General features: G+C 64.1%; 19 protein-coding genes and 3 pseudogenes. 6 read left to right on the forward strand and 16 right to left on the reverse strand.

Annotation, left to right across the window (positions count from 1 at the left end):
- Positions 1-82: 82 nt before the first annotated feature.
- The 7 genes and pseudogenes from IPK20_23430 to IPK20_23460 all read right to left on the reverse strand — a co-directional run bounded on the left by IPK20_23430 (position 83) and on the right by IPK20_23460 (position 7,428).
- Positions 83-712, reverse strand: coding sequence for a serine/threonine-protein phosphatase (locus tag IPK20_23430; GenBank protein MBK8019334.1), 630 nt, complete (start codon positions 710-712; stop codon positions 83-85).
- A 69-nt stretch (positions 713-781) separates the two neighbouring features.
- Positions 782-1,207 (reverse strand): response regulator, encoded by a 426-nt coding sequence (locus IPK20_23435; GenBank protein MBK8019335.1) that lies wholly within the window; start codon positions 1,205-1,207, stop codon positions 782-784.
- Between the two features lie 104 nt (positions 1,208-1,311).
- Positions 1,312-2,214: a response regulator gene (locus tag IPK20_23440; GenBank protein ID MBK8019336.1), complete on the reverse strand. Its 903-nt coding sequence runs from the start codon at positions 2,212-2,214 to the stop codon at positions 1,312-1,314.
- 492 nt (positions 2,215-2,706) lie between these two features.
- Positions 2,707-3,234 (reverse strand): HAMP domain-containing histidine kinase, encoded by a 528-nt coding sequence (locus IPK20_23445; GenBank protein ID MBK8019337.1) that lies wholly within the window; start codon positions 3,232-3,234, stop codon positions 2,707-2,709.
- A gap of 3 nt (positions 3,235-3,237) precedes the next feature.
- Positions 3,238-3,594: pseudogene (locus IPK20_23450) on the reverse strand (hybrid sensor histidine kinase/response regulator).
- Between the two features lie 556 nt (positions 3,595-4,150).
- Positions 4,151-6,085, reverse strand: coding sequence for a PAS domain-containing protein (locus IPK20_23455; GenBank protein MBK8019338.1), 1,935 nt, complete (start codon positions 6,083-6,085; stop codon positions 4,151-4,153).
- The gene (locus IPK20_23460) at positions 6,082-7,428 is read right to left on the reverse strand and encodes a PAS domain-containing protein (protein ID MBK8019339.1); all 1,347 of its coding nucleotides are present in this window, start codon (positions 7,426-7,428) and stop codon (positions 6,082-6,084) included. The genes IPK20_23455 and IPK20_23460 overlap by 4 nt, the downstream gene beginning before the upstream one ends.
- A 934-nt stretch (positions 7,429-8,362) precedes the next feature.
- Between IPK20_23460 and IPK20_23465 the strand changes: the two genes are divergently transcribed.
- Positions 8,363-8,863, forward strand: coding sequence for a DUF192 domain-containing protein (locus IPK20_23465; GenBank protein MBK8019340.1), 501 nt, complete (start codon positions 8,363-8,365; stop codon positions 8,861-8,863).
- Here the strand turns inward: IPK20_23465 and IPK20_23470 are convergent.
- From IPK20_23470 to IPK20_23480, 3 genes are all read right to left on the reverse strand, one after another.
- On the reverse strand, positions 8,847-13,157 hold the full coding sequence (locus tag IPK20_23470; protein MBK8019341.1) for a PAS domain-containing protein: 4,311 nt from the start codon (positions 13,155-13,157) through the stop codon (positions 8,847-8,849). The two genes, IPK20_23465 and IPK20_23470, sit on opposite strands and share 17 nt — an antisense overlap.
- Before the next feature lie 75 nt (positions 13,158-13,232).
- Positions 13,233-14,060, reverse strand: coding sequence for a HAMP domain-containing histidine kinase (locus IPK20_23475; GenBank protein MBK8019342.1), 828 nt, complete (start codon positions 14,058-14,060; stop codon positions 13,233-13,235).
- A complete protein-coding gene (locus IPK20_23480) occupies positions 14,057-15,721 on the reverse strand; it encodes a PAS domain S-box protein (protein MBK8019343.1) in 1,665 nt (554 codons plus the stop codon). The genes IPK20_23475 and IPK20_23480 overlap by 4 nt, the downstream gene beginning before the upstream one ends.
- Before the next feature lie 383 nt (positions 15,722-16,104).
- Here IPK20_23480 and IPK20_23485 point away from each other — a divergent pair, with 383 nt between their 5' ends.
- On the forward strand, positions 16,105-16,524 hold the full coding sequence (locus IPK20_23485) for a hypothetical protein (protein ID MBK8019344.1): 420 nt from the start codon (positions 16,105-16,107) through the stop codon (positions 16,522-16,524).
- Positions 16,525-17,027: 503 nt separating this feature from the next.
- Here IPK20_23485 and sodB read toward each other — a convergent pair.
- From sodB to IPK20_23515, 6 genes and pseudogenes are all read right to left on the reverse strand, one after another.
- Positions 17,028-17,610 (reverse strand): annotated as a pseudogene (gene sodB, locus IPK20_23490) (superoxide dismutase [Fe]).
- A 140-nt stretch (positions 17,611-17,750) separates the two neighbouring features.
- Positions 17,751-18,548 carry a serine/threonine-protein phosphatase gene (locus IPK20_23495; GenBank protein MBK8019345.1) on the reverse strand — a complete coding sequence of 266 codons (798 nt, stop codon included), beginning with the start codon at positions 18,546-18,548 and terminating at the stop codon, positions 17,751-17,753.
- Between the two features lie 190 nt (positions 18,549-18,738).
- Positions 18,739-19,687, reverse strand: a pseudogene (locus IPK20_23500) (acetoin utilization protein AcuC).
- Between the two features lie 134 nt (positions 19,688-19,821).
- Complete coding sequence (locus IPK20_23505) at positions 19,822-20,184, reverse strand: DUF2007 domain-containing protein (GenBank protein MBK8019346.1); 363 nt, start codon at positions 20,182-20,184, stop codon at positions 19,822-19,824.
- Positions 20,135-21,226 (reverse strand): PA0069 family radical SAM protein, encoded by a 1,092-nt coding sequence (locus IPK20_23510; protein ID MBK8019347.1) that lies wholly within the window; start codon positions 21,224-21,226, stop codon positions 20,135-20,137. The genes IPK20_23505 and IPK20_23510 overlap by 50 nt, the downstream gene beginning before the upstream one ends.
- A gap of 115 nt (positions 21,227-21,341) precedes the next feature.
- Positions 21,342-22,190, reverse strand: a complete 849-nt coding sequence (locus IPK20_23515; protein MBK8019348.1) for an alpha/beta hydrolase — start codon at positions 22,188-22,190, stop codon at positions 21,342-21,344.
- A 159-nt stretch (positions 22,191-22,349) separates the two neighbouring features.
- On the opposite strand from IPK20_23515, the gene IPK20_23520 reads away from it, so the two are divergent.
- The 4 genes from IPK20_23520 (at position 22,350) to IPK20_23535 (ending at position 25,677) form a co-directional block, all read left to right on the forward strand.
- Complete coding sequence (locus IPK20_23520) at positions 22,350-23,411, forward strand: sulfurtransferase (protein MBK8019349.1); 1,062 nt, start codon at positions 22,350-22,352, stop codon at positions 23,409-23,411.
- Between the two features lie 13 nt (positions 23,412-23,424).
- Positions 23,425-24,171 carry a TlpA family protein disulfide reductase gene (locus IPK20_23525; protein ID MBK8019350.1) on the forward strand — a complete coding sequence of 249 codons (747 nt, stop codon included), beginning with the start codon at positions 23,425-23,427 and terminating at the stop codon, positions 24,169-24,171.
- A gap of 137 nt (positions 24,172-24,308) precedes the next feature.
- Entirely contained in the window at positions 24,309-24,854 is a 546-nt protein-coding gene (locus tag IPK20_23530) for a hydrolase (protein MBK8019351.1), read from the forward strand.
- A gap of 82 nt (positions 24,855-24,936) precedes the next feature.
- The gene (locus tag IPK20_23535) at positions 24,937-25,677 is read left to right on the forward strand and encodes a hypothetical protein (protein MBK8019352.1); all 741 of its coding nucleotides are present in this window, start codon (positions 24,937-24,939) and stop codon (positions 25,675-25,677) included.
- Positions 25,678-25,768: the final 91 nt, after the last annotated feature.

The following is a 25,768-nucleotide window of genomic DNA, read 5'->3' on the forward strand; positions in this document are numbered from 1 at the left end:
CCCGACAGAGCGCCTTGTCCAAGCGGGGGGGCGGCAGCCAAGCGGCGGGACCGCAGGAGCGACACCGCAGCGAGGCGCAGTGTCAGAGCAGATTGATCGCCAGGATCGAGGCGTCGTCCTGAGCCGCGTTCGAACCAACGTGAGCGTGGAGCGCGGCCATGACGGCATCCACCGCGCGGCCTCCCCTGGACGATTCGAGACTGTCGCGAAGCAGGTCCATGCCGAAAGGCTCGCCAGCACCGTTCATCGCTTCGATGACCCCATCGGAGTACAGAACCAGCACTTCGCCGGGGTGCCATTGAGTATCGGAACAGTCGTCCTCGAACTGGTCGTCAGGAAGGATCCCCAGCGCCACATGACTGGAACTCAGTTCCGCCCGGATAGACCGGGAAGGGCTCTGGAGGAAGGCGGGAGGCATGCCTCCATTCCAGTACTCGAGTTGCCGCGAACGCTCGTCCAGCACGACCAGTGTTGCCGCAAAATAACGTCCGACGGGTAACTGCTCGCGAAGGCGCACGTTCATTTCCCGGACGAGCTCCGCCAATGGAAGCCCCTTGCGCACCATTCCATAGAACACTTGCAGGGCGGGAATGAGACTGACAGACGCGGCCAAGCCATGTCCGGTCGCATCTCCCAATACTGTATACAGGCGTCCGTCAGGGCTGCGGGCCGCCGCGACCACATCGCCGCTGAAACGGGCGGACGGGAGCATCTGCCACCGCAACGACGGCTCGTTCAGGCCTTCCCGCTGGACGATGTTCTGAATCAGGAGGCGGCGAGCTCATGCTCGTAGGCTTGCTCGTCCTGCAGTTGCCGCAGCGCGCTCGCCTGGGTCACCAATTCCCGCTGCATGGTGATGATGCGCTGGAACGACGTGATCTTCGCGTTCAACACTCCCAGATGGACGGGCTTCGTCAGGTAGTCGTCCGCCCCGCGTGGAGAGGCCGCGAACGACGTCATTGGCGCCGTCGAGGGAGGACATCAATATGATAGGGAACCAGTTTCCGGCTGCTTCCGCCCGAAACCGCCGGGTAATCTCGATGCCGTCCGGCTCCGGCATCACGACATCCATCAGCACGAGGTCGGGGCGGGCAGCGCGTACGATGCGCAGCGCCGACTCGCCGTCTTCCGCCGCAACGACCCTGTGCCCCTGGGACGAGAGGAAACCGCGAATCGACATGACGATGGACGGCGAGTCGTCCACCACCAGGATGGTCAGTCCACCGGGAGGCGCGGCCGGGCCGGCCTGACCGTCCGCAGCCAGGGAAATCACTGCCGAGCACATTTTACGGTGATGGGCGTGTGGCGGGGTCAGCGTGCGAGGGGGACCGAGAACCGCACTTCGCTGCCCGAGCCGAGATACTCGATGTCCGCGAAGCACAGTTGACGCGCGAGCGCGATGCCCCGGCCGTTGGGTTCGAAGGCTCGGGCCGGGTCGAACTGCTCGAATGCCTTCCAGTCGAAGCCGGGACCCGCATCCTTCAGGTGGAACCGGATCGCCTGGTCATCCCGCCACATGCGCACCTCGGCCCACTTGCCTGTGTTTTCCGGGAGTTCGGTACGACGCCTCACCTCCTCTTCCCAGATGCCCTGGTGCAGCAGCCGCGCCTTTTCCTTGGTGGAAATTCCCAGATTCCCGTGTTCGACGGCATTGACCAGCAGTTCCAACAGACCAAGTCCGACATTGGTGGGATCCGGACACCGATTGGCGAGGGATTGGGCCAGGGCCCTGGCATCCTCCAGCGTCCGGAACCGGAACGTCCCTTCCGTCATCAACGCAAGGATCTGCCCCTCCTGCCGGGCCTCGCGCGCGAGATCCTTCCAGCCGGCCCGGTCGGTGAGCGCAGCGCGGACGATCGTGGCCAGGACTTCGCCGTCGAAGGGCTTGGTCAGATAATAGTAGGCACCGTTCTGGATGCCCTCCATCACCTGCTCCTTCGATGCTGCGGCCGTCTGCATGATGACCGGCACCTGGCGGAAGCGTGCCTCCTGCTTCACCAGCTTGAGCAGCGTCAACCCGTCCATCCGGGGCATCATGCGGTCCAGGATGAGGGCGTCGTATTCGTCCTCGTCCGCCTTCTGCAGCAGGTCCCACGCCTCCTGACCGTCGTTCGCCGTCACAAGCTCATATCCCGCACCGTCCAGATGCTCGGCGATGATCTCGAGATTGAAAGGCTCGTCGTCCACGACAAGCAGCTTCGCAAGTTTCGGCATCATGTCCATTCCCTCCAAGTTTCCGGGTGACCGGCCCCGTGACGCCATTGCACATAGGAACCGGATCTCGATTCGTCGGACTTCGTCCGCCCACACAGTCCTGCCTCACGACGCCGTGTCACCCTGGACGCCAGTCCTTCGAACGCGGCAAACGACACTTCGACCGTTCTTCCTGCCCGTCCGCCCGGAACCGGTGCGCCGGTCACACTGGCCGGAAGCAGAGAGCTCCGCCTCTCCCGCGCTCAACTTTATGACATTCGGGCGTCCCGGAGGAATGACTTGAGTCAATTCACCGGATACGCACTGCCTGTCACTGCGGAGTCTGCAAGCCGTTGGCACGCAAGTCACTGAATTCGGTTCACCTTCCCCGAAAGAAGGGCCATGAGACTCAACCGTTTCCTGCACACACGAGATCTGTTTTCGACAGTACGCAGGATAGATTTAGGGGTGATTTCGCACCGCGGCAGTGCAGAGCCGGACGATTCAAGCCGATCAGGCCACCTCCCGCGCCGGGAGATCCTCCTCCGGGTCAGACGGCGTGCCGTCGCGAGGGATCTGCAGAATGAAACTGGCTCCGCCCTCCTCGTTGTTCTGCGCCCAGATCCGGCCCCGGTGATGGGTCGAGATCTCCCGGCAGATGGCAAGACCCAGCCCCGTTCCGCCTGCACCGCTCTTGGTCTTGCTGCTCTGCACGAACTTGTCGAATACGGCATCCAGCTCATCCTCGGGTATGCCGATGCCCTGATCCTTGACGGCGATCTCGACGACCGTCTCCTCCGCCGTACGGTTGGCCAGATCCACGCTGATCTCGACCCGTCCACCCGAGGGTGTGAACTTGACGGCATTGGACAAGAGGTTGCGCAGAACCTGGCCGATCCGCACGGGATCGCACCATGCGCACAGCGGTGGCCCGGGTACGACGGTCACCGTGACCCCTTTTTCTCTGGCGACAGCGGCCAGTTCGGAGACGACGAGATCCGCAATGTCCCGCACGGGCGCGAGGCCGAACTCGTAACGCATCTTTCCCGCTTCGAGCTTGGACAGGTCCAGAAGGTCGTTCAAGAGGGCAAGCAGTCTCTGTCCGCTCGAGTGAATCCGGCCAAGATACTGCTCTATCTTCGGAAGGGACACCTGCGGCGCGACGATCCGCTCGCCGCCCAGTTTCGAGAACGACAGAATGGCATGCATGGGCGTGCGAAGCTCGTGCGACATGTTCGCGAGGAATTCGGATTTCGCCTGGTTGGCCGCCTCCGCGGCCTCCTTTGCCTTGAGGAGTTCGGACGTCCTGCTGCGCACCAGTTCCTCCAACTCGTCGCGATGCCGCCGCAATGCTTCCTGAGCCTGTCTGAACTCCGTCACGTCGATGTGTCCGCCCACCATTCGCAGCGGCCCGCCACCATCGTCGCGCTGGACCTGGGCACGGGACTGGATGCTCCTCCACGAACCGTCGCGATGCCTCATGCGGAACTCCATCTCCATCCGAGGTGCATCCGATTCGATGGCCCGCTGCACTACGGCAAGGCAACGCTCTTCGTCGTCAGGATGCAAGAGCCGCCGCCAGGTGCCGAAACTCTCCTCCAACTCGTCCGGCGCATATCCCAGCTGTGCCTTGTAGTGCGGCGAGAAGCGGACTTCGGACGTTCGCATATCCCAGGTCCACATGCCCATGTTGGACGCCCAGAGCGTCGCGCGCAGAGTGGCCTCGCTCTCGCGCAGGTCCCGCTCTGCACGTGCACGTTCGGCTTCGATGGCGGCATTGAGATGCGCGAGCGCCAGAGCTTCTCCGACTTCGTGCAGCGTCTGCCTCTCATGAGCGCTCCAGGCATGCACATCGGACAACGACAGGGACAGCACACCCCAAAGGACGGACTGGGACGCGGCGCGGATCGGCGTCGAGAAACGCCTCATGCCCAGTTCCCGGGCGACGGCGCGGAATTCATCGAACCTGGGGTCGGCGCGAACATCCTCCACGAGGATCGCCTCGCCCGCGCAGCGATCGCAGGTATTCGGGATGGGAGGGCAGGTCGAGCCGCGCCATCGGCAGTTCGAGTTCCGCCCCGTTCCGGCGAATGCTTCGAAGTTCGAGATGGCGATCGTCCCGGCAATCCCAGTAGGAGACGTCCATGCCCGGCAACGCGCGCGAAAGTGCCGCCACTGCATAGGAAAGCGTGTCGGCCAACGCCGTTCCACGGGAAATCTGGCCGGCGATGCCATTCAACACCTCCAGCCGTGAACGGCTGTCGATCAGCGCCCTCTCCGCATTCTTCCGTTCGGTGATGTCCACGATCGCCGCGACGATGTAGCGAGCCCCATGGATCGGCGCGGTAGCGAGCTTCGTGCGGTGGAACCACCGCCGTTCACCCGTGGGAAGAGGAATGGAGGTTTCGTCCACCACCACCCGGCCCGTGTCGAAGAGGATCTCGTCCTCGCGCCAGAACCCTTCGGCCGTCTGCAAGTCGTACATCTCGTAGTCGGTGCGTCCGATGAATGCCGTCTTCGGGACGCCGTAAGCCTGCGCCGCAGCATCGTTCACGAGCACCCAGCGGTGCATTTCATCCTTCACGAACAAGGGCACCGCGAAGGCATTGATGACGGCGTCGAGGAACTGGCCGCTTCGCTCGACTTCGGCCTGACTCTTCTTCCACTCCGTGATGTCGGTGGACGTGCACACGAGGTATCGGCTGCCGTCGGGCATCCGCACCGCCACCTTGGATTTGAGCTGCCAGGGGGCGGACGAACTCGCGTCCAGCGCCTGCTGGATGAACGTGAGAGGCACCTCCGACGCCCACGCCGCCGCATCCTCGCGGTCAATGGGCGCGGCAACCTCATCCCCGTAGATCTCGGCATTGGTGTGGCCCATCACCTGCTCACGACTTCTCGCAGCCATGGAAAGGAATGCGTCGTTGGCGACGATGAAGCGGCCGGCTTCGTTCTTGACGAAGAGCGCCTGGGGCACGGAACTGACGATGCCGTCGAGGAAGGCCTTTCCTTGACGCAACGCGCTCTCCGCCTCTTCGCGCTCCTTTCGGGTTGCGTCGTACTCCAGCGCCACGGCCAGCGCATCGGCGACTTCCGTGATCGTCTGGACGTTGTCCGACTCCCAGTCGACCGGCGCCACACTGTCCACCGACAGCAACGCCTGGAGCTTCCCCTGCCTGCGTATGGGCACGTCGATCACGGCGCGGATGCCCTCGGACCGGATTCTGTTCCGGAAGGCCGGCCACCTTCCGGGCTTCTGCGAATCTTCGATGAGGACGAGTTCTCCGCGGCAGAGCGCCTCCAGGTACTCCGGGTACTGCCGCAGGTCCGCGTCGAGGGGAGGCCCGGACATCCGTCGATCCCTTCCCTTTTCGACGATGCCGGTTTGCCGGAAGTGCTCGTCCACCACGGAATAGACGGCCCGCAGGCCGGGCAGCAGCCGGGCGAGGGAATCGACCGCGTACTGGGTCAGGTAGTCGCGCTGCGCGCCGGCGATGATCGCCGTGGACAACTCGTTCAGAACCTCCAATCGGCGGCGTGCTGTCAGAGACTGGTTCTCAGCCAGCTTCCGCTCGGTGATGTCCGTGCTCACGCCGACGACGTATCTTTCGTCCGGACCGAAGGTCACGAGCGCCTTGGACTTCACGAACCAGTGCCGCCCGCCTCCGGGGCGAACCATGTCGCGCTCGAACAGCAGATCGCGTCCCGACTCGAAGACCTCGCGATCCTCTTCGCGGTTGTTCCGTGCCGTCGCCGATTCGAAGAGTTCGTCGTCGGTGTGACCGACCACCTCCCCCTTCGTCCGGCCCAGCCAGTCTGCGCACGCATCGTTGACGAGCACCCACCTGCCGTCTTCAGCTTTGACGAATACATTGTGGGGAAGTGCGTTCACGATGGCATCGAGGAACTGCTGCTGCGCTCGGCGCGCTCCTGCGCCGCCTTCAGTTCGTCGATTGGCGTGAGTGTCCCGACCACGTATCGCTCACCGCTTGCCGCCGTGACGAGCGCCTTGCGCACCATGGCCCAAGGCCGGACTCCCTTGACTGTTCGAGCGCGGATCTCTCGCGAGATCGCCTCTCCGGTGGCGAAGACCTCCTCGTCTTCGTCGTAAGCTTCCCTGGCCCAATCCTCCGGCATGTAGTCTTCGTCGCGCGCGCCGAGCATCTCCTCCCGGGACAGGCGGAACCACTCGCAGCCTGCATCATTGATACGCACGAGGCGATGATCCCTGTCCTTGACGAAGAGCGGATGAGGAACCGCATTGGTGACGGCGTCCAGGAATCGTCTGTTCGTCTCGGCTTCCCGAAATGCGTCGTCACGTTCTGCCCTCGCCTTCGCACCTTCGAGATGCGCACCGAGCGCCACGGCCGCGTCGGTCACGCACCCCGTTTCGTGTTCGCTCCAGGAGCGCGGCTCGCCATCGCACACCCAGAGGAAGCCGTAGAGCCTGGACGACGCGCGCACCGGAACGGCAATGAAGGCCCTCGCCCCCAAGGTCCGGAGGAACGCCCGGGTGCTCTCCCCCGCAGGATCGGCCTCGACGTCGATATCGGTTGCCGTCATACAGGAACCGGACCGGAACCGATCCAGCACATCCGACACGTCGACGGCAAGGCCGGGAGCTTCTCCCGGGGCGAGTCCCGCAGTGCCGCCGCCTGTCTCGCAGACCACCCGGGCCAGACCGTTGCCCTCCAGTCGGGAATAGATCACGCGGGTGGCAGGCATGACCGCGTGGAGTCGGCGAACGCATAGCTGCTTCATGGCCACGTCCCCCAGCCCTTCGAGCGCGGCACGGGCAAGGACGTGGGCGAGTTCGAGCCGCGAACGCGCGGCTTCGATCTCCGCAAGTTCGTTCTGGCGCCGGGTGATGTCCATCATCACCGTGATGACATAAGACGAGCCGTCTGGCCGGCGAAGAACGCTTTTTTCCGCCGCGACGTGCATGGTTCCGGTGTCGGGGAGCCGGTAGCTGGCCTCATAGCGCATCGTCTGGCCCGTCGACAGCACCGATCGGTCCCTCGCCTGGATCACCGCCGATTCCTCGTCGGGAAAGAAGTCGTTGTCGGTCTTGCCGATCACTTCTTCCAGGCGCAGACCCATCCACTCCAGAAGAGAGCGGTTCGCATAGACGAACCGCAGGTGTTCGTCCTTGACGTTGATCGGCGTGGGAACCGCATCGAACAGGTCGGCAAATTCCGACCCTGGTGGCTGCGCCGATGGGGAGGGGCGAAGCACGCCGACCGCGCAACGTCCATCCCCGGAGCCCAAAGAGCCCGAAGAAGACTGCGGCTGCACCAAGCGCATTCTTGTATGGTGACAAGACACCGGAAGAGACGAACCGATCCTCGATCCGGAGGACCGCGCCGCCTCCTGCCACCGGAATGGTCGTGACCGAAGGGCTGGAAGCATCTTCGGAACCGGTGTTGTCCCCCTCATGCCTCCCCTGGTCCGTCGATGGGATGAAGGACACAGCCACGTTCGGAACACTCGCAGCACTCTGCCGCGGGGCCGCATCGACGTCGATCGCAGCCATGACGACGCCTCCCCCGGCCAGTGCTTGTCCGGAGGGCAAGGAGGCCACCGGCGCCGCGGTCAGAGCGAGCCGGGAGACAGTGCTTCCTTGAGAACCTTCGAGTACACCCAGAAAGGAGCCGGATACCGCCCCCCTTTCCCGGCTGTCCGGGCCCACCCGTGCATGTTCGATCCGTGAAAGGGTCGCGGCCGGAAGAACCGTGGTGCGAATCGATCCATCCAGACCGCGCACTTCCACGCGCAGCCCGCTTCTTTCATGGGCTCGTTCCGCTGACCGCGGAAGGAACGCGAGTCCGATCCACACTTCGCCCGACAGGGGCAGATGCCCCTTGGCGCGCATGTATCGATGCAGGGTCTCTGCGTCCGGCAGCGGGTCTGCCGACAGGCCGACGGCCGCTTCGGCGGCGAGAATCCTCGCTTCGGCAACGTGGTACTCGAACCCCTGCGCCACCGTGAGCGCGCGCTCCTGCAGGCGTTGCGGCGGTCCCGGCGTTCGGTCATAGTGAGCGAGTCCCCACGATCCTGCGAAAAACAAGGCGGCAACCGTGAGGGCGATCCAGACGTGGGATGTACGTCTCGTTCGGCCGTCCGCGGCAGGAGGCGTCATCTGGGGATAGGACAAGGAAAGGAAGACGGCATGGCTCGGGTCGAGGAACCCATTGACGGCACCGAACGTTTATCGGCGAGCCGTAGGCACTTTTTAGGTACTGTTGTGGCGGCAATCACGGTGCTGTGGGCAGTGCCAGCGCCGGCGGACCCGCTGCTCACCTACCCCATCAAGATCAAGGGCCATGCCTTGCGGGTCGAATTGGCCGACACCCCGGCTGCGCGCAGGACAGGACTCATGCACCGGCGTTCACTGGGAGAATCGAGCGGCATGCTGTTCGTCTTCGACGCGCCCAGCCCGCAGGCGATGTGGATGAAAAACACCCTCATCCCTCTGTCCGTGGCATTCGTGGGCGCGGACGGGCGCATCCTCAACGTGGAAGACATGCAGCCCGAAACGGAAGAGGCTCACGAATCCGCCGGGCCTGCCGCCTACGCGATCGAAACCAACCTCGGGTGGTTTCGCAAGCGTGGGATCAAGCCCGGAGACTCCGTCGAAGGCCTGAAGAACCTCCTCAAACCGCGACGCTGAGCACCTCGTCGCGGTGTGTGCCCGCGTAAAGCGGGAGCACCACGCAGAACCTCGCACCACCCGTTTCCGCATGCTCTGCCCAGATGCGGCCGCCATGGTCTGCCACGATCTGGCGGCAGATGGCGAGACCGAGTCCCGTACCGCCGGCTCCGCTCTTGGTCTTGCTGCTCTGCACGAACTTGTCGAAGACCGCCTCCAGTTCGCCTGCCGGGATTCCGGTTCCCTCGTCCGTCACCACCAGGGACACCGTTGCCTGGTCGTCGACTGGTCCCGCCCGGTCGGCGTGGAAACCGCCGGCACTCAACTCGAGGGTGATGCTTCGGCCCGGAGGCGTGAATTTGATGGCATTGCCGAGCAGATTGCGCACAACCTGGGCGATTCGCGTCGAGTCGCTCCAGGCCCTTACGGGTTGACCGGGCACACGCACGTTCACGCGCACCTCCTGTTCTCTCGCGACTTCCGCCAACTCGTTGACCACGCTGGAGACCACCTCGCCCAGATCCTGGGTCGCGAAGCTGTAGTTCATCCTGCCCGCCTCGAGCTTTGAAAGATCCAGGAGGTCGTTCAGCAACGTGAGCAGCCGCTGACCGCTCACGTGGATGCGTTCGAGGTAATGAACTGCCTTGTCCGTGGCGATCTGGCCGTTCGTGAGCTTCGCCATTCCCAGTCTCGAGAAGGAAAGAATGGCGTGCATGGGCGTGCGCAGTTCGTGAGACATGTTGGCCAGGAATTCGGACTTCGCCCGGTTGCCTGCCTCGGCGGTGTCCTTGGCCTGGACCAGTTCCCTCGTCCGTTCGGCCACGAGCATCTCCAGTTCCGTACTGTGCCTGCGCAGTGCATCCTCCGCCCGCTTGCGTTCGGTGATGTCAAGCAAAGCGGCCACGATGTATCGCGAACCGTCCGGAAGAACAGCCGCCGTCTTGGTCTTGAGGCCCCACAACGGGGTCCCGTGCAGCAGCGGAATGAACGTCTCCTGCGTGAAGGTGCCCCCTTCGGTCCAGAGACGCTCGTCCTCCTCGCACGCGAGGGCAGCGTAGTCGGCTTCGAGAAAGTCCGCATCGGCCTTGCCCAGCAGCGTTTCCTCCGGAACGCCGAACGCCTGCGTGGCCGCCCGATTCACGACCACGCACCGGTGATCCGAATCCTTCACGAGCACCGGCACAGGAATGGCGTTGATCACGGCATCCAGGAACTGATGGCTGCGCTCCAGGTCGAGAGCCGCCTGCTTCTGGGATGAGATGTCCGCCGACGTGCATACGAGATAGCGGCTGCCGTCCGGCATGGACACGGGCGACTTGGACTTGAGCTGCCAGCGGACGCGAACCTGGGGATCGAGGCTCCGTTGCTCGAAGTAGCAGATGGCATCCGCATTCCAGGCCCGGCGATCCTGTTCGTCCACCAGGGGCGCCACGTCGGGCCCGAACGTCTCCTCCGGGGTACGGCCCAGGATCTCTTCAGGCACGCGGCGGGTGAGGTCGAAGAAAGCCCGGTTCGCCATGATGGTGCGCCCCGAACTGTCGCGCACCCATACCGCCTGGGGCAACGCGTTGAGCAACGCATCGAGAAAGGCCTTGCCGTCGCGAACGGCGCGTTCGGCCCGGTCGCGCCTTTCGCGGGATGTCGCGTGCTCTCTGGCAACGCCCAGGGCGTCCGCGACATCTCGCACCGTGCGAATCTCCTCCGCGCTCCAGTCGTGCGGCGCGGGCGCGTCGACCCACAGCATTCCGTACGGGCGGCCGTTCTCGACCAGCGGCGCGCCGATGGCGGCTCCCATGCCATGCGCGATCAGCAGTTCCCGGTAGCGCCTGGGCAGATTGTCGTTTTTCGCATCCCGTATGACGATCAGCGAATCCTTCCGAGCCAGGGGAAGATGACCAGGGGAGTCGTTGAAGTCGAGCGATGCGCCGGGGACCAGAGGGCCGAACGACTGTCCTGCCGTATGCATGCAGCGGAAGGATCCGGGCGCCATCTGGGCGAGATAGGACACACGGCAATGCGGCAGCATCGATCCGAGCGCATCCAGGGCAAAGACGGCGATCGGCTGCATATCCATCGCAGCGACCGTCGCTGCGGCGATGCGCTGGAGCAACTCGATGCGTTCGCGCGCGGCCACCGCTCTCATCTCGGCGATCCGCCGCTCGTGGATGTCGGTCGACACGCTCACCACATAACGGGCGCCGTCCGGCATCGTGACGAGCGACTTCGTCTTGAGATACCACCGGTGGTTGCCGGGACGGATCCGCGACTCGATTTCCACCCGCAGGCGTTCCCCCGCCTCCAGGACCTTCCTGTCCTCTGCATGCGTCCTGCGCACCACGTCCACGGGCAGGAGATCGAAGTCGGTCCGGCCCTTCACGTCCGCCGCCTCCCGGCCGATCATGTCGCAGAAGGCGCTGTTCACGATCACCCACCGGAAATGCTCGTCCTTGACTACCACCGGGTTCGGGATGGCATCGACGATGGCCGTCAGCAGATCGCCCGTATGCTTCGCCATGCGATGGGACGCTTGCAGACTCTCCTCGAGGCGCCGGGTGAGCGTGATGTCGACGAGGGTGCCGGTGCAGCGGATCGCACGCCCTTGCGGATCCCATTCGGCATCGCCATGAATCCGGTAGCTTCGATAGTCGCCGCCACCGTCGCGGATGCGAAACACGGCGTCGATCGGAACGCGGTCGCGCAAGAGAGACACGAGAGCCCGGCGGCGCTCCTCCCTGTCGTCCGGATGCATGCGCTCCAGAAATTCCTGCAAGGCGTCCGCTCCCATGAACACGCCATCATCGACTTCGTCCGAAAGCGCCTGGAAGCGGCTCGGATCGATCTCCAGCGCGGACAGGAGGGGCCTGCTGCAGAAGAGGCTGCCGGCATCGACGTCCCAGGCCCAGACGCCGACCTGTCCGGCCGCCACCGCCAAGCGATAGCGCTTCTGTGCACGGCCAAGCAGATGCCGGGTCCTCTGGTGCTCGTCCACGTCGACCGCGGTCCCGACATACCCCGTGCACCCGCCGCGAGCGTCCCGCAACGGTTCCCCGGTCAATGCGTACCACCGGATCGTCCCATTCGCGTCCCGGAGCCGTACCGATTCCGTAAACGTCTCCGCCCGCCTCGCAGCATCCGCGAGGCGTCGCCGATCCTCCTCGCCCAATGCGGCGGGTTCGCCTTCCGCCGCGGCGATTCCGGCGCGCTTCCATCGGCTGTTCACGAATGCGATATTGAATTGGGCATCCATCATCCAGACGTTGAAGGGTGCCGCTTCGGCGAATGCGTGAAAACGCTGCTCGAAGTCGGAAAGGGATGTGCGAAGCACGCGGTCCGAGAATCTTCTCCGGTATTCGATCGACGCCAACAACGTCAGGAGCAGCAGCAGCACCGCCAGAGCCGTTTGAAAGAACCATCCTCCGTTCCAGAATGGCTCGCCGTCGAAGAATGCGGAAGCAGGACGCGCATCGAGTACCCAGCGCTGCCCCCCGCGGTGAAGCTCGAAATGGGCTTCCAGTTTGCCCGTGCGGAACGACGAGTCCGCGGGATTCCCGAAGCGGACCACCGTCGCCCCCGGAAGCGTGAGCGATGTGGCCAGCGCGTTCTCGCCCTGGTTGATTGGCGTGACCAGCGATTCGAGGCGAACAACGGCAACGACGAAACCCGGGTTGCCCACCTCGGCGGATGACGACTTCGCGAGAGTTCCCGCATCGGCAATCACCGGCAAGTAGGCCGAGATAGTGGCGCTTTGGCCGTCACGGGGAGCCATTCCCGCGGCCTCTCCGTACGCGGCCGATGACCCGCTCGCGAAAATGACGGTGCCGGTTCGCAACGCCTGTTCCATGGTCCCGGCTCCCACGGCGTTCACCGTGGGGAACGACGACTCCAGGACCTGCAAGCTTCCCGGTCGGAGGGGCAGCCTCGCCGGCCTCGATTCACGAATGCCGTCGTGCCCCGCGGTCGATTCTTGGCGGATGTTCGTTACTTCTCCCGGACGGCGCGAAGGTCCGGGATTGCGTGAAGGCTGCGTCCGAGCCACGAAACCGATCGCGTCGACACCGTGACGTTCGAGCCCGCCACGCCCGGGTCCGTCCCAACACGCCGACCCGTTGGAACGTCCAGCAGGGGAATCGAGCAGGGCCAATCGGGCGCAGACACGCATCAGTTGCTCCACAGCGTCGAGCCGGGCCTCGAGACCGCCCTTTGCCGCTGCCGCAAGCGCATCGAAACGGGCTTGCGCCGTGCGCCGACCCTCCACGAACAGTGAAGCTTGCATCGCAGCGACCACCATGATGCCCAGGAGAAGCACGACCCACACGGTTGCTGTGCGTACGGGCGGCTTGGCAGAGCCGGTCGGTTCCGCCGGAAGAAAGGGCGCGGACGCCGTCGACATTCAGGCGACCTCGCGCCGCATCTGAGTTTCCGCGAGAGCCTGCGCGACCGCTTCCGGTCCCTGCGGAAGTTCGACGAAGAAGGCGGCGCCTCCCCCCTGGCCGTGTTCGGCCCAGATGCGGCCACCGTGCTGGTGCACGATCTCCCGGCAGATGGCGAGTCCCAGTCCGGTGCCACCCGCCCCGGTCTTGGTACTGCTGCTCTGGATGAACTTGTCGAACACGCGGTCGAGTTCCTCGGACGGAATGCCGACCCCCTGATCCGCGACCATGAGGCGGCTGCCCGGGCGCGCGGCGGAATGGCCGGGCGTTGCGATGTCGCAAGGAGACAGTTCCAACCGGATGCTTCTCCCGGACGGCGTGAACTTGATCGCGTTACCCAGCAGATTGCGCACGACCTGTCCCACCCGCACTTCGTCGCACCAGACCGGCTCCCGCTCGTAGCCCGCCGGGAGTTCCAGAGCGACGCCCTTGTCTTTCGCGAGCACGGCCAACTCGATGACGGCGCCGTCCACGATGTCCCGCAGGTCATGTTCCTGAAACTCGTATCGCATCTTGCCGGCTTCGAGCTTGGACAGATCGAGCAGATCGTTCACCAGATCCAGGAGGCGCTGACCGCTGGTGGAAATGCGATCCAGGTACTGCTCGAGCTTGGCGGAAGCATCGCCCGGACCGTGCAGCCGGTCACGCCCGAGACGGGAAAAGGAAAGGATGGCATGCATGGGCGTTCGCAACTCGTGCGACATGTTCGCGAGACACTCCGACTTGGCCGCATTCGCCCGTTCCGCGGCGGTTTTCGCCACCGTGAGTTCCCGCGTCCTTTCCCTCACCTGCCGTTCCAGGTCCTCCCCTTGGTTTCGCAGCACCTGCTGGGCAAGCCGGAAATCGGTGATGTCGACATGTCCCCCACCATGCGCAGCGGCAGTCCGTCCCTGTCTCTCTGCACCTGCGCCCGGGAGACGAAGTGACGCCACGTGCCATCCTTGTGGCGCATGCGGAACTCGGCCTGATAGAGGTCGCTGTGATTGCTCAACGCAACGTCCATCGCCCGGAGCGTGGCCGCGATGTCGTCGGGATGGACCCGCTCCTTCCATGCATCGAACGTGTCCGCCATTTCATCCTCGGAGAATCCCAACTGCGACTTGTACCGGGGAGAGAAGTAGGAAGTGCGGGTCTGCACGTTCAACGACCACATGCCGAGATTGGAGGCCCAGACGACAGCGCGCAGATTCGCCTCGCTTTCCCTGAGAGCGTCTTCTGCCCTGGCGCGTCGCAGCTCCACCGCCTGACGGGATAGCACGCCGGCGACCGCGTCCGCGATCTCCGACAACGTGCCTGCGTCCTCGGCATTCCAGGAACAGGACTGCGCCGAATGGACCACCAGTACTGCTGCAATCACCCCGTCCACGATGACCGGGGACATGAGAAGCCCGCAGATCCCGTCCCGGTAGAGATTCTCCGCGTCGTCCCGGAACGCCTCATCCGTCCGGATATCTTCCACGATCAGCAGCCGCCCCTCCCGCAACGCGCTCATCGCTGCGGCAGGTATTCGAAGCGGATCGGGCCCCGCCATGGGCTCCCCCTTGGAGGAGCTCGAATGTGCAAGTGCCGTCAATGGTCGGCCGGACATCGGAACCCCGTGCACGGCGATGATGGCGTCGGCCTGGAAGAGCGGCGCCGCGCCCTGCACGACTCGGTCGGCGAGGGCCTTGATGGGGTCGTTCGCCGTGTGGCTCGCGGACAGCGCATTGAGAAGCGTCAACCGCAGGGATGTGCGCCGCAACGCGGTTTCGATCCGTTTCTGTTCGGACAGATCCATCGCCGTACCGACGACGTACCGCGAACCGTCGGACAGTTCGAGTCTCGTCTTGGTCTTGTGCCACCAGCCGACCGTGCCATTCGGGCTCAACATTTCGCGTTCGCACACCAGGGTATTGCCGGTCAGCAGCACCTGCCGGTCTTCCTGGACGTTGGTGAGCGCGGTTTCTTCGGGCAGGACGTCCGTATCGCGGGAACCGAGCGCCCGGTCGGCTGAACATTGCATCCACTGCAGTGTCGCCTCGTTGGACAACAGTCTCCGGCCTTGCTCATCCTTCACCGAGACATGCAGCGGAATGTTGTCGAGAATGGCCTTCAGAAACGCATTGGAACGCGTCGTCGTCAGCTCGGCCGTCCGCCGTGCGGTGATGTCCAGATGAACGCCGACGATCAGCCGGCTGCCGTCTTGCAACGTGATGGGACGCCGGATCGTCATGATCCACCGTTCGCGGCCCAGTGCATCGAGTACGCGTTCCTCGGATTCGACGTCACTGCCTCGAGACAGCAGCTCGGCATCCTCTGCCATGGATCGCCGGCCAGAGTCTTCGCCGAACACTTCGACGTCGTTGCGCTTCAGGACCTCGGACGCCGTCCGTCCCGAGAAACGTTCCCAGGCCTCGTTGACCATGAGCCAGCGCGAGCGCTCGTTCTTGGCATGGAAGGCGAAGGGCAATCCTGAACGATCGCGCCCAGCAGCGCATGCGGTTCGGCCGGCTCGATACGTTCCCGCTCGCCGCCTTGCGGAACAATCCGTTCGTGGGGCCTCGCCTGCCGGAGGAGCACGAAAGTCGCCATGGCCGCCAATACGGAACCCACGATCCAGGAGGGGAGGCTGCCGGACGTTTCCGCGGGGGCGGTCGCGTCGAAGGCGGGGGTCGGCACAAGCACCAGTCGCCATCCTTGCCCGGCAAAGTCCAGGGGCCGCACGATCGTCACGTCGTTGGAAGACCTTGCGCTGTCGGAATCCGAACGCATCAGCCTCGCCTCGACCTCCGGAAGTGAAGCGGCACGAGCCAGCCCGTCGATGTCGACCAGCGTGGCGACGGCGACGGCGCCATGCGTCGCGCTACCGGAAATCGACTGAAACCTGATGCGCCCGCCGTCTATGGAGACCGCGACGGCGTCGGCGACACCAAGGGAACGATCGACAGAGTGGGCCTCGATCCCTCTGATTTCGGGCCACTCTGCGGACCTCCAGGTGACCGGACCCGGCGCCACCTGTGCCTGGGCAGCGATTCCGAGAATGAACTGGCGGTGAGCGGCAAGCCGGGTTTCGAGGCGTCCTGCGGCCCGCTCGGCCAAGACGGCAAAGCGAGCGTGCCGCCGCTCCGCAGCACGCTCGGCCAGACCTTGCCGGTAGCCAAACCCGGCAAGAACCCCGAAGACCAATACAACGACAGCGGCCGCAACGGCGGCGGGGTTCCGGACTTGCCCCGGGAGTGCCGCCGAGGTGGAATCCAGCGTGGGCTTTCGTGAGGACGCGAGCACTTTTGCAGGAATTGGGCTTGGCAAGGTCCGGTCAATGATCCTGGGTCGCGCTGCATGCAGATACAAGGGCGGGCATCGCGAGATACGACGACGCCAAGGGATACCTGGTCCGGCCAGCCGGCACCGCTACTGCGAAATCGCGCCGCAATCCGCGCACACGCAGACCGGCAGGCGACCGCCGTCCTGGGCCACCGCCCGAGTTCTTGCATGCGGATGCCCGAGTGCTTGCACCATCCGCCCGCCGCCCCTCCGTCGCGACCGTGTACATGGACCAGACCTCCCGAAGGCCCCAACGGTAACGTCTATTCCCGCTGCTTCTTTAGGGGCACATCTCCGCGGACTTCCTTTCCCTGCACCTTCCCGTGGTGATCATCGATGCTGAACGACCCGTTGTCTCGAGGTGATCTCCCGCACGAAATGAAAAACCCCGCTGATGCGGGGTCTCTCCACAGCGCGCAACGTGTCGGCCGTCGCGAGCATGATCCTGCTTCTCAGACGAAATTGGCTGCCGCGAATTCCCAGTTGGCCAAGGCATTCAGGAACGTTTCGACGAACTTCGGCCTGGCGTTCCGGTAGTCGATGTAATAGGCGTGCTCCCATACGTCCACGGTGAGCAGTGCCTTGTCGGCGGTCGTGAGCGGCGTGCCCGCATTGCTGGTATTCACGATGTCCACGGAACCGTCGGACTTCTTGACCAGCCAGGTCCACCCCGAACCGAAGTTGCCCACAGCGCTCTTGCTGAATGCTTCCTTGAAGGCGTCGAAGCTTCCCCACTTCTGCGCGATGGCAGTCGCCAGCGCGCCGGAAGGTGCGCCGCCCCCACCCGGCTTCATGCTGTTCCAGAAGAACGTGTGATTCCAGACTTGCGCGGCATTGTTGAAGACCCCGCCCGAGGACTTGCGAATGATGTCTTCGAGGGCCAGGTTCTCGAACTCCGTGCCCTTGATCAGGTTGTTCAGATTGGTCACGTATGCCTGGTGATGCTTCCCGTAGTGAAACTCGAACGTTTCCTTCGGAGATGTGAGGGGCCAGTGCATCCAGGGCGTAAGGGAGAGGGGGTAACTTGTGTTCCACGCGAGGCTCCTATCAGGGATTCGTTTCAGGAAATCATAGTTCAGGGCGTTTGTCCAGGACAAACGCGTCAGAGGATCTCGATTCGACCGTCATGACCGCACGGTTCCGCTCCTGGAAGTGCGCGCACCTCCGAATCGGGTTCACCGGCAGACTCGGACCACGACTGCGCTGGCATCGTTCCGCCCCATGTATTTTGCCTGCCGGTCCATCGCTTGCGCCACCAGATCGTCAGCGATGAGCTTCGGCGAACCCGTGCTGGAGACGCCATCACGAAGGAGAACATCTCCCAGCACTTCCCACACGCCGTCGGTCACGAGAATGAACGAATCCTCATCGCCCAGGTCACCTTCGGCGAAATCCACTACAAGATGGGTATCCAGCCCGACCGCCCGCTTGGGAATGTGCCGCAAGTCGTGCCGGGGCCAGAGATGATCCGTCGTCAGGACCTTGAAGTTGTCCCGTTCCCCGCGGTAGATCCGGGTGTCTCCCACGTGGGCGACAAAATACCTGCCGTCTTTCAGCAGCAGCAACGACAGGGTGGCTACCGCCCCATCTGCCTCCGTGTCCCGCATGTTCTGGGAGTGCAGCCAGTCGTTGCAGGCGCGGAGCACCCGCTCGAACGCCTTGTTGGGCGTCCATCCGGATGGCGTCGCATAGTAGTCGTCCAGCACCGCGCTGATGGCAACGGCGGCCGCCTTGCCACCCGAACCATCGGTGCCGATCCCCCCTGCCACCGCCACGGCGAATCCGTGTGACTCGAGCTCATCCGGGCCCGGCCGGGCAATCCCGACCCGGTCATCGTTCTCCTTGCCTGCCACCGTCCGGCTGGCGCAGCCGACGACTATGCGGTGCCCCGAACCAGTACGGACGTCCCAATCGATCTCGTCGTTCCCCTCCTCGGGGAGCGCCACCGGCGCCGGTGCCTTCATGCGCGTCACCTTGTCCTGATCCCGTAGTTGCCAGTACCGCGAACTCCTCTTCTGCAGCGTTCACCTCGTGCACCGCAGGAGTTGCAACGCGTATGCCATGAGCAACAGCGTGCAACGACGAGCGGCACCTCGCTGAATGTCGCGGGGCACGTCAGCCTTGGTGCAACGGTTCTTTCCCTGCGCACGACGACGGTGCATCTCATGGGCTCAGTTCTTCCAGGACGTTGTTCCACGCCGAGGCAAGATTGGTGCGGTTGTATCCGCCTCCGCCGAAGGCCATGAGCTTCCCTGGCAGTACCGGTCAGCGATGCGAACGAGCGACCGTGCCGCCTGACGATGCACCTGCGGCGAATACCGCAGATGTGCGAGGGGGTCGCCCGCCAGGCCGTCGGCCCCGCATTGGAACAGGACGAACTCAGGGCGGAAGCGCTCGAGATGCGCTTCGACCTCGGGCCAGACCAGGAGGAACTCGGCGTCTCCCGAACCCGGAGCCAGTGGAATATTGAGCTTGGTACCGGTCGCCGGTCCCTTGCCGGTTTCGTCCCGGCGCCCCGTGCCGGGAAAGAGATGTTCACCATCCTCGTGGATATCCGCGATGACGACATCCGGATCGTCCTCGAACGCATAGAAGACACCGTCGCCATGGTGAACGTCGATGTCGACGTAGGCGATGCGGCGAAGACCGTACTGCATGCGCAGCGACTCGATCACGACGCCGATATCGTTGAACACACAGAACCCGGCCGCACGCGAGCGACTCGCATGATGCAGCCCCCCCACTGGCTGGAATGTCCGCTTGTGTTCCCCGTCCATGATCCGGTTCAACGCATCGAGCGCAGAGCCCACGACGGTGGCGGCCACGTGATAGACGTCAGGAAACACCGGGGTGTCGCCGCGGTCGAGGAATTCGAGACCCTTCCGTTCGGCGGTGGCGACGAAGTCGATGTACTCCTGAGTGTGGAACCGCGCCAAGGCAGCGGGCGAAGCCTCGCTGCCGGGGGAACGCAGCACGATCCGGCTGTCGAGCCTCGCGCCCTGGTTTCCCTGAAAAAGGCGTCCTGCCGGTCGGCGCCCAGAGGATGTCCGGCGGGAAAGCCATAGCGGCCAAGAGTGTCACCGCAATACAGCGCCACGTCGTTCCTCCCCATGCCATGCGAATCCGCGCCGAGCGGGACCAACGCGCAAAGGCATGCCGGTGCAGCCTTGAGCAGCCGGCGCCGCGACGGGCAAGGCAAGGATGCCCTTGGTCCGCCCTCGATCGATCCGTTCCTTCGAATGCACTTCATGGAACGATCGTACTGCCACAACGCCAGCATGTCTCGAACGCCGGCGGATTGATCTCATGACACCCTGGACAGGGTCGCTCCGCTCCGCTTGAAATGTGTTCCTGTTTTCGCAGAACTTCGTAAGCCGCCTCCAAGTCCGTATCGTCCGCGATCCAGACCTCCGGATAGGCGTGCGTGAACGGAAGCTCTCCGATGCCGGACTGCGCGTGCTCGTTGAAGACGTGTGCCGCAATACCCGCCTGATCCAGCAGTGCGCGCAACAAGTGGGCTTCCGGCAGACTGGCTGCACTGCACAATCGGCGCACGGTGTCAGAAGAGCGGAAGCTGTCCCGGCGGGTCGGGAGGCCTGAACAGCCCAGTGTTCAATGGCTGCCGCTGGTCCGACAGACCAAGCTTCCGGCACGCTGACTCGAAGCGTCTGGCAAGAAGCGCCGCCAGTTCTCCCTGGCCGCGCATCCTGGAACCGAACTCCGGATCGTTCGCGCGGCCACCACGCATGTCCCGAACTCGCTGCATGACGTGCGCGGCCTTCAATGGGAAATGGGTGTCCAGCCAAGCCTCGAAGAGACCGCGTATCTCATAGGGGAGCCTGAGAAGCACATAGCCCGCGCTTTGTGCGCCAGACGATGCCGCTGCCTCGAGAACGCGCTCGACGGAATCATCGGTCAGAAAGGGAATGACCGGTGCCACCATCACGCCGCAAGGCACGCCGGCATCGCGAAGTACCTGCAGCGCCTCCAGACGCCGCGAAGGGCTGCTTGCACGCGGTTCGAGTCTTCGGGCGAGTTCATGGTCGAGAGTGGTGATGCTGATGAAGACCCTGCACAGATTGTCGGCCGCCATTGCGCGGAGGATGTCGACATCCCTCAATACCAGGGCGTTCTTCGTCACGATCCCCACGGGGTGGCGGGAGTCTCTCAGCACCTCGAGAATCGAACGCGTGATCCGCAGTCGCTTCTCGACAGGCTGATACGGGTCGGTGTTGGCTCCCAGGGCGATGGGATCGCATACGTGACCGCGCCGCCTGAGTTCCGCATTCAGGAGACCCGCGGCATTGGTCTTGGCGAAGATTCGGGACTCGAAGTCCAGCCCTGGCGAGAGACCCAGATAGGCATGGCTCGGACGTGCATAGCAATAGATGCATCCGTGCTCGCAGCCCCGATAGGGATTGATGGACCAAGTGAAAGGAATGTCGGGGGAATCGTTACGGGAAAGGATCGATTTCGCGACCTCCTCCGTGACCTTCGTGGCAAGACCCCCCGCGCCCACGTCCTCTTCGGAAACAACTGCCCAGCCATCCTCCTCGGCGATCCTTTCGACCGACTCGAATCTGCCTTCCGGATTGCCCACGGCACCACGTCCCTTCCGCGCCGAGGCTCGCCCGCCAGTATGCAGCCGCATTCCCATGACTGTATTCTCATACAGGTCTTCCACCACCTGCAAGTCCTGCCGGCCTGCAGAAAGACAGAAGGCGGCACGAAGGCCGCCTTCCGGGACGGGTTGCCGGGCGCCTGCCTCAGCCCACCTTCATCATCCGCAGGGCTGCCTTGAAGAGCTCGGATTCGGGATTTCCGAAGGTTTCGAGGATGCTGAAGTGATTGTCCCTGGGACACGGGACATCTTCGGCGATGACTGGCGACCAGCGTTGCTTGATCTCGTCGTGCTGCTGGCGGAAGCCTTCAATCTCCTTGCCGCCCACCGCCACATAGAGTGGCGCATCGGTTGCCGGAGGCATGAACGCCGGACTCAGCTTGATCGCGGATTCCTCCGTGAGACGCACGTCGGTGTTGACGGAAGGCACGTTCACGATGGGTGTGAGGTCGTAGACGCCGCTGATGGACATGGCGCCCTCCACGATCTTGTCGGGAAGATCGGCCCCATAACGCGGCCATTGGGCCGCCAGCATCATGGCGGCAAGATGTCCTCCCGCCGAATGGCCTGCGACGTAGAGGCTGTTGCCGAACGCGCCGTAGCGGCTCCCGGTACGGTAGAGCCATGCGGTCGCCTTCAGCATCTGCTGGACGATCTCTTCGATGGTGACCGAGGGGCAGAGCGCGTAATTGGGCAACGCGACCGTGACACCCAACTTCACAAGTTCGGTCGCAATGAAGGAATGGTCCCGCTTGTCCAGGGAGCGCCAGTACCCGCCGTGGATGAACATGAGCAGCGCGCGGCTGCGCCCTTCCGCCCGGAAGATGTCGATCTTTTCCATCGGATGATCGCCGTAGGCGATATCCAGATCGCTGTCCAGCTCGTCGCGGGCAGTCTTGGACAGACGTGTCCAGCGATCGAAATGCTGGGCGTACTCCGGCACCGCTGCGCGATTGTTGTAGCGCCTTTCGAATGCCGCGGTGTAATCATCCATTCAGCGAGGTCCCCCTGAAAAATGGCCCCTGGGCACCGGCTCCGTGACGGTGTCCTCCGGCCCTCAAGCCCTCAGAAAGACGCTATTGAACCCAATTGCGACGCCCCCTGTCCACTGTGGGATAAAAATAATTCATATAATCAATCTAGTGAGAAAAAAATGAGGGAGATTTCGCGAGCCGCCGGAGACCCGATTCCCGAGATCCGCGGCCACGGAATCCTTCCCCGGCCCTCAGGACCGCCGGTCTGTTCCGGCCCGGATGCCGTTGCGATGGCCGTCGGCGCGGCACACAATCGGCGCTTTGTCACCGAGGGTTTCCGCATGACCGCATCGACCGGCACCTCCGATTTTCTCGTCTCCACTGCGTGGCTCGCCGAGCACCTGAACGACCCTGGCGTGGTCGTGCTCGATGCCACGACGCATCTGTTGCCGCGACCTGTGGAACCGACTCCGGAAGTGCCTTACGACGTCGTTTCCGGCCTGTCGGACTTCTCCAAGGGGCATGTTCCGGGTGCACAGTATGCGGACATCGACGGCGAACTGTCCGACCGGTCCCATTCTCTGCATTTCATGCTGTGTCCTCCGGAACAGTTCGCGGACGGCATGGCGCGGCTGGGCGTGGGTGACGACACGACGGTCATCTGCTATTCCACGGCATTCCATTGGTGGGCCACGCGTCTGTGGTGGATGCTTCGTGTCTATGGGCACACGAAGACCCGTGTACTGGACGGCGGCTTCCAGAAGTGGATTGCCGAAGGGCGTCCGGTGGAGACGGGGGGCGGCCGGGCGAGGGACCGAAGGGTGTTTACGGCACGCTTCGACCCGGATCGCGTGGCCAGCAAGCGGGATGTGCTGGCGGCCATTGGGGACACGGGCATCTGCACGATCAATGCCCTGCGGCCTGAACAGCATGCGGGCGGGGGCACGACCAACTATGGACGTCCCGGTCACATCACGGGCAGCGTCAACGTCGCAGCAGTGGACATGGTGCGCCCCGACAACACGTTCAAGCCGCTGGATGAACTGCGCGGTCTTCTGGCCGACGCAATGGCCACCCCTCGGGTCGTCACCTACTGCGGCGGTGGCATCGCGGCCTCCAGCGTGACGCTTGCGCTCACGATGCTGGGCCATCCGGATGTCCGGCTCTACGATGCCTCGCTCTCGGAATGGGCGCCAGATCCCGCCTTGCCCATGTCGACACCCGGTACTTCGGCAGGCTAGGAAGAGTCCGATCATGTTCCTGGATCGCGTGGCGGCGGGAGACGGGCGTTGGCAATGGGGAGAAGAAGCGCCTGGACGCTCCGCGGAGCCGCCCATCGTCGCCGGCGCCCGCGACGGGCGCCACCGGCAGCGCCCGGACGGGCGTGATGATCGCCTTCGAGTCTTGTTCCGCCGCCTCCGCGATCCGATCGATCCTCGACCTCTGGAGTCAGCGCCCGCCATGCCATTGCTGCCCGCCCCATTCAACCCGATGTTGCGCCTGTGGTTCGCCTGCCTGATCTTCTTCTTCGCCGGCGTCGCTGGAACGGCCCGGGCAGCTGTGGTGGAGATCGGGATGCCTGCGCCAGCCCTTGCGGGTACGTTGATTTCCGGAGAACGATTCGACCTCGCGGACCTGCGGGGCAAGATCGTGCTCGTGAACTTCTATTCCAGCTACTGCAAGGGGTGCGCGTACGAGATCGGCATGCTCGAGACCTATCGGGACGAGCATCAGAAGGAAGGATTCGAGGTGCTGATGCTGGGCGTGGACCCGGTCGCGGACAAGGCACGGGTCGCGCGCATGCTGGGAACCTACAACCTGCAAGGTGCAATGGTCGACGAGTTGGATCAATGCGGGTTCGAGCGACGCTATCCCACTCCGACCGCCTTCGTCATCGACCGCGAAGGGGTCGTCCGTGACAAGCTCTGGGGATCCAAGACACTGCCCCGCCTGCGGCAGCTTCTGGCCCCGTATCTGACTTCGACGAAGCCCACCCAGTAACGCGGATGGCAGGGGCCGCGTACCGCTGCCGACGGCGGCTCGCCACTCTTCCACAACCGTAAGGACCTCACGCCTCTTGCCCTCCGGTTGCCGCGGTGGCAACGTGGGACCAACGATCATCGGATCCTTCCTTCATCATGGCTCTGCTCCATTCCGGCAATTCCGCACTCGTGGTGATAGACGTGCAGGAACGCCTGTTTCCCCACATAGACGACTGCGAACAGGTACTCGACCGGTGCCTTTGGCTGGTGAGGCTTGCCAAGCGGCTGGGTGTGCCCGTTCTCGCTTCGGAACAGAATCCCCAGGGCCTGGGGCCCACCGTTGCGCCCCTGGCCACGGAACTTCCCAAGGAAGGACTGCGGCACAAGATGCACTTCTCCTGTGTCGCAGACGGCTGTTTCGAAGGGGCGCCGGGCTGGTCGCGGCATCAGATCGTGCTTTGCGGAACCGAAGCGCACATCTGCGTCTTCCAGACAGCGGTCGACCTGATGGCCGCGGGGCGCCAGGTATATGTCGTGGCGGAGGCAGTGGGCTCCAGGCTTCCCGAAAGCAAGGCACTCGCCCTGTCGCGCCTTCGGCAGCATGGCGCCGAGATCGTGAATGGCGAGATGGTGGGCTTCGAATGGTTGCGCCGCGCGGGGGACGACAAGTTTCGCGAGATCAACCGCCAATTCTTCCGCTGACGGGGAATCCGGGGTCGTGATCCGCTGTCCATGGAGCATGTGCCGCCGTGCGCCAGACTCCCTTCCCCCAGCGGTCCGGCCCGTGATCTTCGGGGTGTGTGCCGTCCTGATCTCCGCACTGTCCGGTGCGGCAGGAGCCGCAACGCCCAGCTTCGTGTGCCGGAACGTGAAGTCATGGCTGGAAAAGACCGTGTGCAGTTCCGATCCGGTAGCGCAATTGGATCTGGAACTCGCCGTCGCGCGTTCCCGCCTGCTTCAGGCGACCACCGCCACGACACGCAGGGCGCTGGAATCGGAACAGCGTGCATGGTGGTCTTCGCTCAATGCGTGCCGCAAGCGCAGTGATCCCCATGCCTGTCTGACGGGACGATACGAACAGCGCATCGCAGCCGTGCGGAACCATCCGGAGTTCCCGCCGGAACGCAGCGTGCAGCAACCGGAGGAAACAGAGCCGGCCCCCATCGCCACGGCTGGAGCGGGCTGGACCCGGGAGTTGTCCCGCTATCAGCGCGCGCTCAGAGCGTGCAAGGAAGAATCGCCCTCGCCCATCGGAAAACTGCTCGTTGCCTGGTCCGGTCCAGACTCCGACACGATCGGAATGCGCCTCGTGGATTGGACAATGAAGGAGTGGGTCTGCGTCGCCCACCGCAATGGGCACAAGGTGCTCCGCTTCGCGCAAGCTGCGCCAGAGGAGTCCTTGCCGGTGGCTGGTCCCGTGTATCACCTCGGGGGAGCCAAGCCGCCCCCGACATGCGTGAACGCCATCCAGGTCGTGGACGTCAACGGAAAGCCGGCCGGATGGATCAGCGACCGGGACTGCTGAACCGGAAGTTGCCGATGTACCCGCTCCGATGCACTTGCCGACAGCCCGCGCAGGGATGCCGGCATGCCTCGAACCCATCGCGAGTCCAGCG

This window comes from Betaproteobacteria bacterium, assembly GCA_016713305.1.
Lineage (GTDB): Bacteria > Pseudomonadota > Gammaproteobacteria > Burkholderiales.